The following is a 14,519-nucleotide window of genomic DNA, read 5'->3' as shown; positions in this document are numbered from 1 at the left end:
CCCGTCCCCAATCGACAACCCGGTGAAAATCCGTTCAACCCGACACGGCGCGGTAGCCCGACGGCCGGGACAGGAAGACACCTTCGCCGCGGGTGAGGGCCGGCAGCCGCCGCTCGAACTCGGCTACCTGGCGGACCGGGATGGCGCCCTCCAGGTAGCAGACGTCGGACAGCACCCTGGTCTCCGCCGGGGTGGCGCCCAGTTCGGCCAGCTTTGCCAGCACCGCGCTGATCGTGTCCGGTGGCACCTCGGCTTCGAACCGGTTGATCGGCTCGTACAGCCGGGTGCCCGCCCGCCGCAGCGCGGTCTCCAGCACCAGCAGGGTCAGCTTGCGGAAGTCGCCCGCGGTGCTGATCGGGCTGGCGAACCCGGAATGCGTCAGGGTGACCTGGCAGTCGGTCACCGCCCAGCCCTGCGGCCCGTGTCGCAGACCTTCGTACACCGAGTCCTCGATCGCGGTGTGGAACGCGAGCGGCAGCGAGCCAAGCTCCACGCCGAGCCGGTAAGCGACCCCGCTGCCCGGCCCGGCGGGCGCCACCTCGAGCCCGATGGTCGCGTAGAACTCGTTGCGTTCCCGTTTGGCGATCTCGGTCAGCGCCGAGCCGACGCCGACCGGTTTCTCCAGGTACACGGTCTGGGTCTCGGCGAACCGCACCGCCACCCCGAAGTCGCCGTCGAGCTGCGCGGCCAGCACCTCCTTCTGCACCTCGCCGTAGAGCCGGACGGTGATCTCGTGCTTGGCCTCGTCGCGCCGGACCCCGATCAGCGGGTCCTGTTCGGACAGCTGCCGCAGCGCGTCGTAGAGCGCCGGGCGGCGCGCGGGGTCCACCGGCTCGGCCACCGCCTCCAGCGCCGGCGGCGAGAACGCCGCGTCGCCGGGGGACTCGCCGGGAGTGCCGAGCCGGTCACCGATCCTGATCTCCCGCAGGCCCCAGACCTGCACGATGGATCCCGCGCCGGCCCGCTCCACGGCGGTCGGCTCGGCCCCGCGGAACACCCGCATGGCCGTCACTTTTTCGCGGTGCTCCCGCACTCCGGCCGCCGTCCAGCGGTAGTACGGGACTTGCGTGCGCACGGCGAGCTCACCCGCGTGAAGCCGGACATAGGCGACCTTCTCCCCCGCCGCGCCCCGTTCGATCTTGAACACCGAACCGGCCAGGTCCGCTCCGGCTCCGTTCGCCCCGGTGACCGGGAACAGCTCCCGCAGCTCGCGAATGAGGTGGTCCACGCCCTCCCCGGTGATCGCGGAGCCGAACAGGATCGGCTGGACCACCGCCTCGGCGGTCTGCGCCACGAGCTCCGCCCGGCAGGCAGCCGGGTCGATGCTCCGGTCGTCGGCCAGATAGCGGTCCAAGAAGGACTCACTGCGCTCGGCCAGTCGCTCGGTGAGCCGATCGGCGAACCCGGGGTCGGCGAAGGAGAACGGGTGCACCTTCGCGGCACGGGTGCCGATCGCGCTGACCGAGCTCAGCGCGATCCCGCCACCGGTCAGCTTCCGAGCCACGGCGTCGAGCAGCTCGTCGTAGCGGGCGCCGGCCCGGTCGATCTTGTTGACGAACAGCACCGTCGGGATGCGCAGCCTGCTCAGCGTGCGCATCAGGATCCTGGTCTGCGCCTGTACGCCCTCGACCGCCGAGACGACCAGCACGGCCGCGTCGAGCACCCCGAGGGCACGCTCCACCTCGGCGATGAAGTCGGAGTGCCCCGGGGTGTCGATCAGGTTGACCGGTTGCCCGTCGATCTCGAACGAGACCACCGCCGAGCGGATGGTGATGCCGCGCCGGCGCTCCAGCTCCATCGAGTCGGTGCGGGTGCTGCCCCGGTCCACGCTGCCCGGTTCGTCGATCACGCCCGCTTCGAAGAGCAGGCGTTCGGTCAGGCTGGTCTTGCCGGCGTCAACATGGGCGAGAATGCCGATGTTCAGTGCTTCCATGGAATGTCGTCCTCGGGAATGCGTCCAAGCGGTCTTCGGTCGTGGTGACTTCGGACCTTTGGCGCATCGGTGATCTCCCTCGGATCGGCGGGTGCGGTCGGCACAGAACGGGGTGACGCTAGCAGCAGGCCGGCTCCTGGTTCAGCTGCTTTTCCGGTCAGCCCTGCCGGGTCGGCACCACCACGAGCTCGGCGAGGTTCACCCGTGGCGGCGCAGCCACCGCGTACGCGATCGCGTCGGCGATGTCTTCGGCCTGCAACGGGGTCAGCTCGGCCCGCATCGCGGCCACCACCTGCCTGGTCCGCCCGTCCACCATGTCGTCGCCGAGCTCGGTGACCGTCACGCCGGGCTCGACGTTCTTCACCCGGACGTTGCGTCCGCCCAGTTCGGCCCGCAGGTTCCGGGTGAGGTGCGCGACGGCGGCCTTGGTCGCGCAGTAGACCCCGAAGTTCGGGTACAGCTGGTGCCCACCCACCGATCCGACGTGCACCAGATCGGCCCGGTCACCGGCTTCGGCGGCGGAGAGCAGATCGTCGGCGAACGCGCGGCCGGTGTGCAGCAGCCCTCGGAGGTTGACGTCGAGCATGCGGTCCCACTCGACGGTGTCCGCGGACTCGAAGGGCGCACCGAGCATGGCGCCCGCGTTGGCCACCACCAGGTCCACCCGGCCGAGCTCGGCCCTGATCCGCTCGGCGGCCCCGGCCAGCGCGCCATGGTCGGTGATGTCCACCGGGACGGCCAGCGCGTCGAGCTCGGCCAGCCGGTCCTCGCGTCGGCCGAGCACCGCCACCCTGGCACCTTCGGCGACCAGCCGCCGTGCGGTGGCGGCACCGATCCCGCTGGTGGCCCCGGTGAGCACCGCGACCCGGCCGGACAGTGACCTGCTCGTCTGCTGGATTTCGTTGCTGTTCATGACTTTCACGATGCTCCAGCGGCCGAGGGCCAACCAGTGCGCGGACTACCTAGGAACGCCAATACCACCCACCCTGGCAGCTCGCCATTCCGGTGCGAGCACCGACCAGATCTCGACGTCGTAGCGTGTCCCCCGGTGCGGGTGGCTCTCCCGCAGCACGCCGTCCTTCGTCATGCCGAGCCGCCGGGCCACCGCGATGCTGGCCTCGTTCGCCGCGGCAACCCGCCACTCCACGCGGTGGATGCCCCGTTCGTCGATGGCCCAGTCGATGATCACCCGCGCGGCTCTGGTGACCAGCCCCTTGCCCACCGCCGAAGGCTCCAGCCAGCAGCCTGCCTCGGCGTTTCCGGCCGGCACGTCCATCGTCCTGAACAGGACACCGCCGACCAGCTTGCCATCGGAATCTTGCGGGACACCCGCACCCGATCGATGGGGGCATGCACAAAAAGCCTCGCATGCCCCCATCTCAGACCAGATGCCGTGGATCCGCCCGGCGTCGGCCGCGGTCTTCTCCGCGTAGGACTGGAGGAAGGCGCGGCTCGACTCCAGGTCCGTGACGGCATCCGCCAGCCCGATGTACCGCCCGATGAGCTCACGACCCCGGTCGACATGGGCTAGGAACTCCTCGGCCCGCCAAGGCTCGAGCGGGCGCAGCTCCGCGCCGTCGCCCCCAAGGGAAATCGCGTACATCTGCACCCTCCAGTATCGGAACCGGTCTGCCCGGTAGAGCAAAAGGCTATACCTGACTGGACAAACCGGTCTTGGACACCGCCGCCGAATGCGTGTGAGACTGACCGCGACGGCCGAACTCAAGGCCGAAATCGACACCTCCCCTCGGTTATCGCATTGCATTGAAAGGTGTCCACGTGAGTTTCCCGCATCGACGACTGATGCTATTTCTGTTGTGCACCACACAGTTCGTCGCTATTTTGGACTTCTCCATCACCACGGTGCCGTTGCCGGAAATTCAGCGGGAGCTGGGTTTCACCGCGGGCGGACTGCAATGGGTGGTCAACGCTTACGGTGTGGCCATAGCGGGCTTTCTGCTGCTAGGTGGCCGGGCCGCGGATCTGGTCGGCCGGAGACGGGTTTTCGTCATCGGCCTCGCCGTTTTCTCGATCGCTTCCCTGGTCGGCGGATTCGCTTCCGACCCGGCGATGCTGATTGCCACCAGGGCCTTGCAGGGGCTCGGTGCCGCCCTTTTCTCACCGGCCGCCTTTTCGCTGCTGACCACCATCTACCCGCCGGGGCAGGAACGAAACCGAGCACTCGGGGCATGGGCCGCGGTCGCGGCGAGCGGGCTGGCCGCCGGGGTCATCCTGGGCGGCTTCATCACCGACGTGCTGGGCTGGCGATGGGTGTTGTGGCTCAACGTGCCCATCGGGCTGCTCGTGGTGGCCTTCGCCAGGACGCTGCCGCACGGCCGGCCTTCGGCACGGTCGCGGGCGGCGCGGTTGGACGTGGCCGGGGCCCTGTTGGTGGCCGGCGGCCTCGTGGTGCTGATCTACGCCTTCGCGAACAGTGAGCACGTCGGGCTCGGGCATCCGCTCACCTTCGGGTTGATCGGGGCGGCACTGGTCCTGCTGGCCGCTTTCGCGTGGGTGGAGACGAGGGCGGTCGACCCGTTGATGCCGTTGCGGTTGTTCCGGCGTCGTTCGGCGGGTGGCGCCAACATCGTTTCGCTACTCGCCAACACCGGGCTGGGGCCGACCTTCATCATCGTCGCGCTGCATCTGCAGGCGGTGCTCGGTTTCACCTCCATCCAGACCGGCCTCGGCCTGCTTCCGATGGCGGCGGCGTTCATGGTGTCCAGCGCCTGGGTCGGCCCGGCGCTGGTCGCCCGGTTCGGCACCAAACCGGTGATCATCGCGGGCATGATCTTGTTCGCCGCCTCCTTGGCGCTGCTCGGGCTGTCCTTGCCCGCCGAAGGTTCGTGGGCGACGTCGGTGCTGCCGGGGGCACTGCTGGCGGGGATCGGGTACGGGATCGCCTTCCCGGCGTGGACGGTCGCGGGAGTCGAAGACGTCGAGCCGGAGCATCACGGACTGGCCGGCGGGATGCTGACCACCACCCAGGAGGTCGGGTCCGCGGTCGGCCTGGCGATCGGTGTCGCCGTCGCCGCGGCCGCGGTGGCCACCGGCCATGGCGTGGCCGACGGTTACGGCCGTGCCGTTCTGGTGGCCGCCGTCCTGGTCGCCGCCGGAGCCGTGGTGGCCATCGTCGTCCTGCCGAGCCGTCGCGGGGAGAAAGCATCCGCGGCCGACGGCCTCGTGGAGAACTTCCGGTGAACGTCGAGTACCTGCGAGTGGCCGATACCTACGCCGATGTCCTGTTCCGCCTCTCCGCCGGCAACCTGGAGGCGCCGGTACCCGCCTGTCCCGGATGGCGGCTCCGGCACCTGGTGCACCACCTCGGCAACGTGGCGTTCTTCGTCAGCGCGGCGATCGATGCCGCCGGCCCGGAACCGGAGTTCACCGACGCCGCGCTACCCGCGGACTCCGAACTGCGCTCCTGGGCGGCGGCGGAGCTGGGCTCCCTGCTCGACCGGCTGCGGACGCTGGATCGGGACCTCGAGGTGTGGAACTGGTCCCAGGAACCGCAACGCCTCGGTTTCTGGCCGCGATGTCTCGCGCACGAGGTACTGGTGCACGCCTGGGACGCGCACGACGCGCTGGGCCGACGGCTGGAGCTTCCCGTCGACGCGTGCCTGGACGGGATCGACGAGGTTCTGGCGATCCACCTGCCCCTGCGCACCGGCGACGTCATGGCGTCGAGCTGGACGGCGGTGGTACGCGCGGCCGAAGACACCGCATGGTTCGTCGAGGTCGAGCGCGGGAAGGTCACCACCACCCGGACCACCGGCCCACTGCCCGTGCCGGACGTCCTGCTCAGCGGGACGGCGGAGCAGCTCTACCTCGGCCTGTGGGGCCGGACTCCGCTACCGCGGGTGCACGGCACTCTCGACCGGGCGAGGGCGCTGTGCACCGGCTAGTGCCCCGACGGCCTCATTGGCGACGGTCAGGAAGTGCCGCAGCGCGGGGGCGGTGTTTCCCGCGCGCCAGGCCAGCGCGATGGCGGACACCGGAGCGTCGCTGATGTCGACGAACGCCAGGTCCGGGCGGTTGTAGAAGCGGCGCGCGCCTTCGGTGGTGACGCTCACGCCGCGGCCGGCCGCGGCTGCCTGCAGCTCGCTTTCGAACGTGCTGGCCTCGGCGCCCACCAGCGCCGGGGCGCCGTCCCGCCGGTCGGTGAACAACCAGAAATCCCGCCACGATCCGCGGACGGGCGAGGCGATGAGCGGTTCGGTGAGCAGTTCTTCGACGCTGACCTCGCGCTGCCCGGCCAGCCGGTGATCGGTCGGCACCGCGGCGACCAGCCCTTCCTCGGCCAGCACCAGATGGTCCAGCTCGACGGTGCCGTCGTGGGGCAGCCGGATGAAGGCGGCGTCCGTGACCTCGTCCGTGAGGCCGGCGGAGGTGTCGGTGAAGTCGAATTCCCGGACGTCGACCTTGATGTCGGGAAAACGCCGGCGGAATTTCTGCAGGATGAGCGGCGCGTATTCGAGTGCGGCGGCAACCAGGAAACCGACCGTTAGGTGCCCGCTTTCGCCTTTCGCGGCGAGCTTGGCGGCGTTGACCGCGTCGTCGAAAGCTGCCACCGCGGCCCGCGCGCCGGCCAGGAAATCGGCGCCTGCCCGGCTCGGCGTGACGCCGTGCGGATGCCGGATCAGCAGTCGCACGCCGAGTTCTCGTTCCAGCAGCTGGACCTGCCGGGAAAGGGACGGCTGGGCGACCCTGAGCCGGCTCGCCGCACGGGTGAAGTTGCCTTCCTCGGCGACCGCGATGAAATAGCGGAACTGCCGCAGGCCGATCGTCACGATCAGTGACTATACAGGTGGCGGGCGCTCTGCGGGCTCGTCGTGAGCCGTGGCGGCGATCGGCTCGTCGTCGAACCGCAGCACCCAGGCCCCGCACACGCAGCGGCGGTAGCTCACGTGCCCGGTCGAGACCGGGTGCGCCGACCCCTCGGCCCAGACCAGCTTCCTCAGCGGCCAGCCGCAGCGCGGACAGGTGTTCTCTTCCATCATCTCAGCGTGATGTAATGGTTCAGTGCACTTCAACCCTTACGGTGGCGCGGCGGCCAAGGCCGCGGCTGCCCTGGTCAACACGGGTACCGCCCCGGCGGCCAAGCTCGTCGAGGTGATGCGGGCCGCGGGCATGTCCCTGACCAGGCTCTCCGCCGATGACGCCACCGAGGTCATCGCCTGGGGCGGCCGGCTGCGCCAGGTCTTCGAGGAAACCGAGCCGGACGCCAGGATCGACCTGATCAACGCCCTGCTCGCGGACTCCGCCTGCGAGCCGTACATCTCCCGGCACGACGGGCTGCCGCCGCACCTGCACTACGCGAGCGAGCGCACCGGCCGGGCCCGGCGGGTGCGGGCCTACACCGCGGGCGGACTGGCGCATCTGCACTGCGAGGCCCCGGACCGGATGGGCCAGTGCGCCAGGGAAGGCTGCGACACGGTGTACGTGGACACCTCGCGCAACGGCAAGCGCCGCTTCTGCTCCACCCGCTGCGCGACCAGGGTGCACGTGGCCGACCACCGCGACCGGCACCGGGTGTGAGCCGCCGCCGGAAAGGCCGCCGAATAGAGTGCCTGACATGAGCAAGCGCTTAGTGGCCCTCGGCGACTCCTTCACCGAGGGCGTCGGCGACGACGACGCCGGCTACCCGAACGGGGTGCGCGGCTGGGCCGATCGCACCGCCGAACAGCTCGCCGGCCACGAACCGGACCTGCGCTACGCCAACCTGGCCATCCGCGGCAGGCTGCTGCACCAGGTGCTGGCCGAACAGCTCGAACCGGCGCTGGCGATGGCACCGGACCTGGTGACCCTGTACGCCGGCGGCAACGACCTGATGCGACCCAAGGTGGACGTGGACGCCCTCGCCGAGGCCTACGACAACGCCGTCGGCCGGCTGGCCGGCACCGGCGCGCGGGTGGTGCTGTTCACCGGGGTGGACGGGATCGAGGACCCGCTCTTCCGCAAGATGCGCGGGCGCACCGCGATCTACAACGAGCACATCCGGGTGATCGCCGGCCGGCACGGCGCACAGGTGGTGGACATGTGGGCGATGCGGCAGCTCCGGGACCGCCGGATGTGGTCGGCCGACCGGCTGCACCTCAACTCGCTCGGGCACACCGAGGTCGCCATCGCCGTACTGGACGTGCTCGGCGTGCCGCACGGCCTCCGCCGGGCGGAGCTCGGCCCGCGGGCGATGGTCAGCCCGGCGCAGCGCCGCGCGGAGAACCTGCGCTGGGGCAGGGAGCACGCCCTGCCGTGGATCCAGCGACGGCTGCGAGGGGAGTCTTCCGGGGACACCGTCTCCCCGAAACGACCGGTGCTGGCCCCGGTCTGAGCGCCCTTCGCGGTCCGCTGGACGTCAGCGGACCGCGAAACCGTCAGCCGGACAGTTCGGCCAGCACCTTCTCCAGCGCACGGGGCACACCCGAACGCCAGCCCTTGCCCATGAACTTGCGCGACATTTGCTGGAAGTGATCGTCAGGGTCGAAACCCTCGTGGCTCAGGAACAACCGCGTTCCGCTGCCTTCCGGCTCCAGCCGCCAGGTGAGCGTCCAATCCGGACCGAACTCGATTCTGAGCAGCCGCTGCTCCTGCACTTCGAGCACCTCGCACTGCACCGGCCCGCCGGCGAACCCGGCCGCCGGTTTCGCCTCGGCCTGGAAGTGGAACCGGTGCCCGACAACGGGTTTGATGTCGTTGGGCATCAGCCATCTGCCGAGCAGCTCCGGTTCGGTCAGCGCCCGCCACACCTTGCGCGGCGGATGGGCCATGAACTGGTCGACGTGGATCGCGGTGAGATCCTCGGTCTCGCTCAAAAATCCTCCTCGTCCAGCAGGTCGCGCAGCCCGGCGAGCTTCTCGCGCCAGAACCGCTCGAAGGGAGTCAGCCACTCGGAGACCTCCCGCAGCGGCTCTGCCTCCAGCGAGTAGTACCGGTGCCGCCCGCTCTTCCGCTCGCTGACCAGTCCGGCCTCGCGAAGCACCTTGAGATGTTCGGAAAGGCTCGGCCGGCGCATCTCGAAATGCTCCGCCAGCTCGTTGACGGCCATCGGACCGTCGCACAGCAGGCGCAGCACCGCACGGCGGGCCGGGCTGGCCAGCGCCGCGAAAGCCTCATCGGTGGCGGGCATCCGCGGCTCAGACCGTGAGCTGGGCGAGCCCGACCGAGTTGCCGTCGGGATCGGTGAACTTGGTCGTCCGACCCCACGGCATCTCCTGCGCGTCCGCCACCTCCACTCCGGACGCCCGCAGCGCCGCCACATCCGCGTCGACGTCGTCGGTGCTCAGCTGGAAGCTCAGCGGGCCGCCGAAATCCACCCCTGGCACCGGGAAGTCCACCAGGACGAGGCCGGTCTGCCCGGACGACGGGCCGACCATGAGAAAGGTGCCGTGCGGGCCTTCCTGTTCGAAGCGCACCTCGAAGCCGAGGGTGCCGACGTAGAAGTCCTTCGCCTTGCGGTGGTCGGCGACGGGCACGGACAGGAACTGCACTTGGTTGATGTTCATGCCCCCACTATAGGTAGGAGATCTCCTACCTATCAACCCTGGGGTCAGAGTTCCGGGTCCCCGCGCAGGTAGCGGGTCAGCATGGCGACCAGTTCCTTCTCGAACTTCTCGACGGGAATGGCCTGCGGAGCGGCCATGAACTTGTGCGTGTTCATCTCCACGGTGAACAGGATGATCTCCGCGGCGACGTCGGGGTCGCCCACGCGGACGTCGGGGTGCCGGACGAGGACGTCGCGGACCTGAGCCGTGCGCAGTTTCCCGTGCCGGTCGATCGTGTCGCGCAGCTCCTGGGAGACCGGTGCCTCCTCGATCATCACCCGGAGCAGCTGGGGATCGTCGCTGTGGTTGTCGATCGCGTCGCGGATGATCGCCCGTACCGTCGCCTCCAGCGTCCCTGGTGAGAGGTCGAGTTCGTCGGCACCGGTCCAGGTGCCGCGGTCGATGTGCTGGATCAGCAGCGCGGCGAGGATGGCGTCCTTGTTCGGGTAGTACTGGTACAGCGAGCCGATGGAGATGCGGGCGCGCTCGGCGATGCGGTTGGTGGTGCCGGCGGCGTAGCCGTGCTCGGCGAAAACCTGCGCGGCCGCGGTGAGGATGCGCTCGCGCGTGAGCTCGGCGCGCACCTGGCGGGGCTTGCGACGTGGCTCCAAGCGGCGGTCTGTCGACGGCATCCTGGTCCTCCTCGATGGCGGCGAAAGGGGGTGGAAAATACCTGAGCTAATACTCATAATAGTACTATGAGCTGCGAAGACACCTGGGACCTTGCCTCCAGCGTCGGCGCGACGGCCACCATGGCCGCTGCGGCAAGGGCGATAGCGACCCGTGCGGATGGTGGGCTGATCGACGATCCGTTCGCCGAACCGCTCGTCCGGGCGGTCGGCATCGACCTCCTCACCCGGCTGGCGACCGGCGAACTGCCCCCTGGCGACCTGGTCGAGCAGGTATGGATCGACGTGGCCAAGGTACGTACCAAGTTCTACGACGAGTTCTTCCTCGATGCGACCAACGCGGGCATCACGCAGGCCGTGATCCTGGCCTCGGGGCTGGATTCCCGCGCGTACCGGCTGCCCTGGCCGGCCGGGACCGTGGTGTACGAGCTCGACCAGCCGGAGGTCGTCGAATTCAAGACCCGTGCACTGGCCGAGTTGGGTGCCGCGCCCACCGCCGACCGGAGAGTGGCCGCGGCCGATCTGCGCGACGATTGGCCTGCCGCGCTGCGCACCGCCGGCTTCGACCCGGCCCGACCGACCGCGTGGAGTGCCGAAGGCCTGCTGGGCTACCTGCCGCCCGAGTCGCAGGACCGCCTGCTGGACACCATCACCGAACTCAGCGCGCCGGGAAGCCGGGTGGCCACCGAAAACAGGCCCAACCCGCGCCCTGGCGACGAGGACAAGACGAAGGAACGCCTGAACCGCATCTCCGATAGCTGGCGTGCGCACAGTTTCGATACCGACATGGCGAAGCTGCGATATTTCGGTGAGCGCAACGAAGCGGCTCCCTACCTGACCGACCGCGGCTGGGCGATCAACGGCATCAGCATCCGGGATCTGTTCGCCGCCAACGACCTTCCGCCCCTCAAGGGCGACGACCTGCGCATGGGTGACATGCGCTACGTCAGCGGCGCCCTAGCGCGGAACGGCGGTGGGCGGGATTCAGCAGCGCGGGAGGCTGCCAGCCGGCGTCTTCGGGATTGACGTCGGTGCCTGGTGCGACGATCTTGTCGATGCGGTCGAGTACGGCGGGGTCCAGCCGGATCTCCGGTGCCGACAACTGTGGCTCGAGCTGGTCCATGGTGCGCGGCCCGATGATGGTGGCGCTCACCGCCGGGTGCTCGAGCACGAACGCCAGCGCCAGTTCCACCAGCGTCAGCCCGGCTTCGGCGGCCAGCGCGGCCAGTTCGGTGACGATCTCCAGCTTCCGCTGGTTGACCGGGACGGTGAGGTCGAACCGACCCCCGGCGCCCGGCCGCGCGGGTAGGCGCTTGTCCCGCTCGCTGGTGTTCTCCTTGCCGACCCCGAACCGCCCGGACAGCCAGCCACCGGCCAACGGGCTCCACGACACGACCCCGATCCCGTACTCCTCGGCGACCGGCAGCACGTGGCCTTCGATGCCGCGGACCAGGATCGAGTACGGCGGCTGCTCGGTCCGGAACCGCTCTCGCCCGCGCTGCCGCGCGACCCACTGCGCCGCCACGATCTGCTCCGCGGGGAAGGTCGAGCTGCCGAAAGACCGGATCTTGCCCGCGCGGACCAGATCGGTCAGCGCGCCGAGCGTCTCGTCCACATCGACCGTCTCATCGGGACGATGGATCTGGTACAGGTCGAGGTGATCGGTCCCGAGGCGACGCAGGCTGTGCTCGCACGCGGCCATGATCCAGCGCCGCGAGCCGCCGCGGGCGTTGAGGTCGTCCCCCATCGGTGAGCTGACCTTGGTGGCCAGCACGACCCTGGAACGGTCCACCGAGGCGAGTGCCTTGCCGACGATGATCTCGGATTCGCCCGCCGAGTACACGTCCGCGGTGTCGATGAAGTTGATTCCCGCATCGAGCGCGCGGTGGATGATCGCCGCCGCGTCGGCGTGGTCGGGATTGCCCCAAGCGCCGAACATCATGGCGCCGAGACACAGTGGACTGACCTTGATCCCGGTCCTGCCCAGCGAGCGGTACTCCATCGTTTCCCCATCATTCGCCGTGGTGCGGTGACCAGACCAGAGCACCACATCCGGCCCGCGCACCGTGAGGCCAATACCGGCACCGAATGGCCCGATCCCGTCAACCTCGGGCTGATCGGGCAGTGCCGCGTCCCCGTGTGCTTGACTCGCGATGTGGATCCCCTCAACGAACTCGGCGCGCTGGTGCTGGCCGCGGTCGGTGCGGGTGGTCTGCGCAAAACGCGGGTACTCGACGGCATCACCCTGACCACAGTCGACGAGCCGACCCCACCGGAGAGCGCGATGACGGAACCCTCGTTCGCCATCGTCGCCCAAGGTGTCAAACGCACCACGCTGAACGGAAAAGCGTACGACTACCACGCCGGTCAGTACCTGATCGTGTCGCTCGACCTGCCGGTCACCGGGCAGGCAGTGGTGGCCGAGCCGGACGCGCCGCTGGTCGTCTTCAGCATGACGCTGAGCCCGCGCGCGATCGCGCCGCTGCTGCTGGAAAGCGCCGCGCCCCCGAGGAAGCCCAGTCCCATTGGGCTCACCACCAGCGACGCGACCCCCGAACTGCTCGATCCGATCATCCGGCTCCTGCGCCTGCTCCCCCACCCGGACGACCTCCGCGTGCTCGCACCCGGTTACCAGCGCGAGATCCTGTGGCGCCTGCTCACCGGCGAGCAGGGGGCGCTCGTCCGCCAGATCGGCACCGCCGACGGGCACCTCACGCACATCGCCAGTACCGTGCGGTGGATCCGCGAGAACTACGCCAGTCCCCTTTCCGTCGCGGATCTCGCGGACCTGGCCGGAATGAGCGAGTCCACCTTCCACCGCCACTTCCGCGCGGCCACGTCGATGACGCCGATCGAGTTCCGGCAGCAGATCCGGCTCCAGGAAGCACGCGTCCTGCTCGCCGCCGGCACGACGACCGTCGCGGAGGCCGGGTACCTCGTCGGCTACGAAAGCCCGTCCCAGTTCAACCGCGAATACCGCCGCGCGTTCGGCACCACACCGGGCTCGGCGAGGGTGTCCGCGATCAGCGCGACTCCGTCCACAATGGATCTCTCGGACAGCGAGGAGTAGCCGAAGATCAGGCCGCCGGGGCCGGAGGAGGACAGCCGGTACGGGCTGACACCGTGCACGGCCACGCCGCGTTCGGCCGCCGCAGCGACGACCGCGGATTCGTCCACATCGGACGGTAGCCAGGCGACAAGGTGCAGGCCGGCGGCGATCCCGGCCGGGCGCAGGGCGGGTGCCTTTTCGCTCAACGCGGTCAAAAGCACGTCCCGGCGGCGGCGGTAGACCGGGCGCATGCGGCGCAGGTGGCGGTCGAAGTCGCCGCGCGCCAAGAAGTCGGCGAACACCAGTTGGTCCAGCGCCGGCGAGCCGCGATCGGCGGTGATCTTCGCTGCGGCCACCGCCTCGACGAGCGTACGCGGCACGACCAGCCAGCCAAGGCGCAGCCCGGGCGCGAGGGTCTTGCTGGCGGAACCGGCGTAGATCACCTGGTCCGGCGCGAGGCCCTGGATCGCCCCGATCGGGGCCCGGTCGTAACGGTACTCGGCGTCGTAGTCGTCTTTGATGACCACGGCGCCCCGCCGCGACGCCCAGCGCAGCACCGCCGCCCGGGACTCGGCGGAGAGCACCCCGCCGGTCGGCCACTGGTGCGACGGGGTCAGCACGATGGCGTCGGCATCGGTGTCGGTGAGAGCGTCGACCAGAATGCCGTCCTCGCCCACCGGCACCCCGACCACTTCGAGCCCGGCGGCCGACGCCATCGGCCGCGCGTCGTCGTTGGACGACGGATCCTCGATGGCCAGCCGGCGCGCCCCGGCCGCGGCGAGCACCGAGATGATCAACGCGATCCCCTGCGCGTACCCGTTCACGATCACCACCTGATCCGGGTCGACCGAGGCGCCGCGCACCCGGTTGAGGTAATCGGCGAGCGCCTGACGCAGCTCCGGCATGCCGCGGCCGCTCAGGTAGAGGAACTGCTCGTTGGGCGCCTCGGTCAGCACCTTGCGGATCGACCGCAGCCACCCGGCTCTGGGGAAGTGGGTCACGTCCGATCGGCCGTAGCCGAAGTCGATCAACGGCGCCCGCACCGGCTCGGCCGGTGCCGCGGGCACGACCGGCTCCGGGCCGATCGCCACCTCGGTGTACCCACCGGCCCGGCTGGTCAGGTAGCCCTCGGCGACCAGCTGCTGATACGCCTCGACGACCACGCCGCGGGACACCCCGAGATCGGCGGCGAGCGCGCGGCTCGGCGGCAGCGGAGTCCCCACGCGCAGCCGCCCGGCCCGGATCCCGCCCCGGACCGAGGCCTCGATCTGCCGGTGCAGCGCCTCGCCACCGTTCCGCCGCAGATCGATCAGCAGGCCGGTCACCCGCGAATTGGACCCAGGTTCTGCCATGAAATCGGACCTTAT

Annotated in this window: 16 protein-coding genes and 1 pseudogene; 6 read left to right on the top strand and 11 right to left on the bottom strand. The window is 69.9% G+C overall.

Annotation, left to right across the window (positions count from 1 at the left end):
- Positions 1–34: 34 nt before the first annotated feature.
- The 3 genes from AMYNI_RS0138205 to AMYNI_RS0138195 all read right to left on the bottom strand — a co-directional run bounded on the left by AMYNI_RS0138205 (position 35) and on the right by AMYNI_RS0138195 (position 3,536).
- Positions 35–1,933 (bottom strand): elongation factor G, encoded by a 1,899-nt coding sequence (locus AMYNI_RS0138205; RefSeq protein WP_020673402.1) that lies wholly within the window; start codon positions 1,931–1,933, stop codon positions 35–37.
- A 157-nt stretch (positions 1,934–2,090) separates the two neighbouring features.
- Positions 2,091–2,846, bottom strand: a complete 756-nt coding sequence (locus AMYNI_RS0138200) for an SDR family oxidoreductase (RefSeq protein ID WP_020673401.1) — start codon at positions 2,844–2,846, stop codon at positions 2,091–2,093.
- Between the two features lie 45 nt (positions 2,847–2,891).
- On the bottom strand, positions 2,892–3,536 hold the full coding sequence (locus AMYNI_RS0138195) for a GNAT family N-acetyltransferase (protein WP_040407807.1): 645 nt from the start codon (positions 3,534–3,536) through the stop codon (positions 2,892–2,894).
- A 212-nt stretch (positions 3,537–3,748) separates the two neighbouring features.
- Between AMYNI_RS0138195 and AMYNI_RS0138190 the strand changes: the two genes are divergently transcribed.
- Both AMYNI_RS0138190 and AMYNI_RS46425 read left to right on the top strand, forming a co-directional pair.
- Positions 3,749–5,134 carry an MFS transporter gene (locus tag AMYNI_RS0138190; protein WP_211225541.1) on the top strand — a complete coding sequence of 462 codons (1,386 nt, stop codon included), beginning with the start codon at positions 3,749–3,751 and terminating at the stop codon, positions 5,132–5,134.
- Positions 5,131–5,838 (top strand): maleylpyruvate isomerase family mycothiol-dependent enzyme, encoded by a 708-nt coding sequence (locus tag AMYNI_RS46425; RefSeq protein WP_020673398.1) that lies wholly within the window; start codon positions 5,131–5,133, stop codon positions 5,836–5,838. The genes AMYNI_RS0138190 and AMYNI_RS46425 overlap by 4 nt, the downstream gene beginning before the upstream one ends.
- Here the strand turns inward: AMYNI_RS46425 and AMYNI_RS46420 are convergent.
- The gene (locus AMYNI_RS46420) at positions 5,785–6,723 is read right to left on the bottom strand and encodes a LysR family transcriptional regulator (RefSeq protein ID WP_020673397.1); all 939 of its coding nucleotides are present in this window, start codon (positions 6,721–6,723) and stop codon (positions 5,785–5,787) included. The two genes, AMYNI_RS46425 and AMYNI_RS46420, sit on opposite strands and share 54 nt — an antisense overlap.
- Positions 6,724–6,732: 9 nt before the next feature.
- Positions 6,733–6,930, bottom strand: a complete 198-nt coding sequence (locus AMYNI_RS46415) for a hypothetical protein (RefSeq protein WP_051116629.1) — start codon at positions 6,928–6,930, stop codon at positions 6,733–6,735.
- 25 nt (positions 6,931–6,955) lie between these two features.
- Between AMYNI_RS46415 and AMYNI_RS0138170 the strand changes: the two genes are divergently transcribed.
- Both AMYNI_RS0138170 and AMYNI_RS0138165 read left to right on the top strand, forming a co-directional pair.
- Positions 6,956–7,471 carry a CGNR zinc finger domain-containing protein gene (locus AMYNI_RS0138170; protein WP_020673395.1) on the top strand — a complete coding sequence of 172 codons (516 nt, stop codon included), beginning with the start codon at positions 6,956–6,958 and terminating at the stop codon, positions 7,469–7,471.
- Positions 7,472–7,508: 37 nt separating this feature from the next.
- Complete coding sequence (locus AMYNI_RS0138165; RefSeq protein ID WP_157357660.1) at positions 7,509–8,264, top strand: SGNH/GDSL hydrolase family protein; 756 nt, start codon at positions 7,509–7,511, stop codon at positions 8,262–8,264.
- A 43-nt stretch (positions 8,265–8,307) separates the two neighbouring features.
- Here the strand turns inward: AMYNI_RS0138165 and AMYNI_RS0138160 are convergent, their stop codons facing one another.
- From AMYNI_RS0138160 to AMYNI_RS0138145, 4 genes are read right to left on the bottom strand one after another with little or no spacing between them, the layout of a single operon-like run.
- Positions 8,308–8,745 carry an SRPBCC family protein gene (locus AMYNI_RS0138160; RefSeq protein WP_020673393.1) on the bottom strand — a complete coding sequence of 146 codons (438 nt, stop codon included), beginning with the start codon at positions 8,743–8,745 and terminating at the stop codon, positions 8,308–8,310.
- On the bottom strand, positions 8,742–9,059 hold the full coding sequence (locus tag AMYNI_RS0138155; protein ID WP_020673392.1) for an ArsR/SmtB family transcription factor: 318 nt from the start codon (positions 9,057–9,059) through the stop codon (positions 8,742–8,744). Before AMYNI_RS0138155 ends, AMYNI_RS0138160 begins: the two co-directional genes overlap by 4 nt.
- A gap of 7 nt (positions 9,060–9,066) precedes the next feature.
- Positions 9,067–9,435: a VOC family protein gene (locus tag AMYNI_RS0138150; RefSeq protein ID WP_020673391.1), complete on the bottom strand. Its 369-nt coding sequence runs from the start codon at positions 9,433–9,435 to the stop codon at positions 9,067–9,069.
- A gap of 44 nt (positions 9,436–9,479) precedes the next feature.
- Positions 9,480–10,106, bottom strand: a complete 627-nt coding sequence (locus AMYNI_RS0138145) for a TetR/AcrR family transcriptional regulator (RefSeq protein WP_026361440.1) — start codon at positions 10,104–10,106, stop codon at positions 9,480–9,482.
- A 66-nt stretch (positions 10,107–10,172) separates the two neighbouring features.
- Between AMYNI_RS0138145 and AMYNI_RS0138140 the strand changes: the two genes are divergently transcribed.
- Positions 10,173–11,129, top strand: a complete 957-nt coding sequence (locus tag AMYNI_RS0138140; protein WP_020673389.1) for a class I SAM-dependent methyltransferase — start codon at positions 10,173–10,175, stop codon at positions 11,127–11,129.
- Here the strand turns inward: AMYNI_RS0138140 and AMYNI_RS0138135 are convergent.
- On the bottom strand, positions 11,050–12,105 hold the full coding sequence (locus AMYNI_RS0138135) for an aldo/keto reductase (protein WP_020673388.1): 1,056 nt from the start codon (positions 12,103–12,105) through the stop codon (positions 11,050–11,052). The genes AMYNI_RS0138140 and AMYNI_RS0138135 overlap by 80 nt on opposite strands.
- Positions 12,106–12,132: 27 nt before the next feature.
- Here AMYNI_RS0138135 and AMYNI_RS50400 point away from each other — a divergent pair, with 27 nt between their 5' ends.
- The gene (locus tag AMYNI_RS50400; protein ID WP_245574099.1) at positions 12,133–13,173 is read left to right on the top strand and encodes an AraC family transcriptional regulator; all 1,041 of its coding nucleotides are present in this window, start codon (positions 12,133–12,135) and stop codon (positions 13,171–13,173) included.
- An 11-nt stretch (positions 13,174–13,184) separates the two neighbouring features.
- Here the strand turns inward: AMYNI_RS50400 and pdxR are convergent.
- Positions 13,185–14,504: pseudogene (gene pdxR / locus AMYNI_RS46410) on the bottom strand (MocR-like pyridoxine biosynthesis transcription factor PdxR); the annotation flags it as partial.
- Positions 14,505–14,519 lie beyond the last annotated feature (15 nt).

Origin of the sequence: Amycolatopsis nigrescens CSC17Ta-90 (genome assembly GCF_000384315.1) — a bacterium.
Taxonomy (GTDB): domain Bacteria; phylum Actinomycetota; class Actinomycetes; order Mycobacteriales; family Pseudonocardiaceae; genus Amycolatopsis; species Amycolatopsis nigrescens.
Note: the sequence above shows the minus strand (reverse complement) of the source record. Positions and strands in the feature narration are given on the sequence as shown.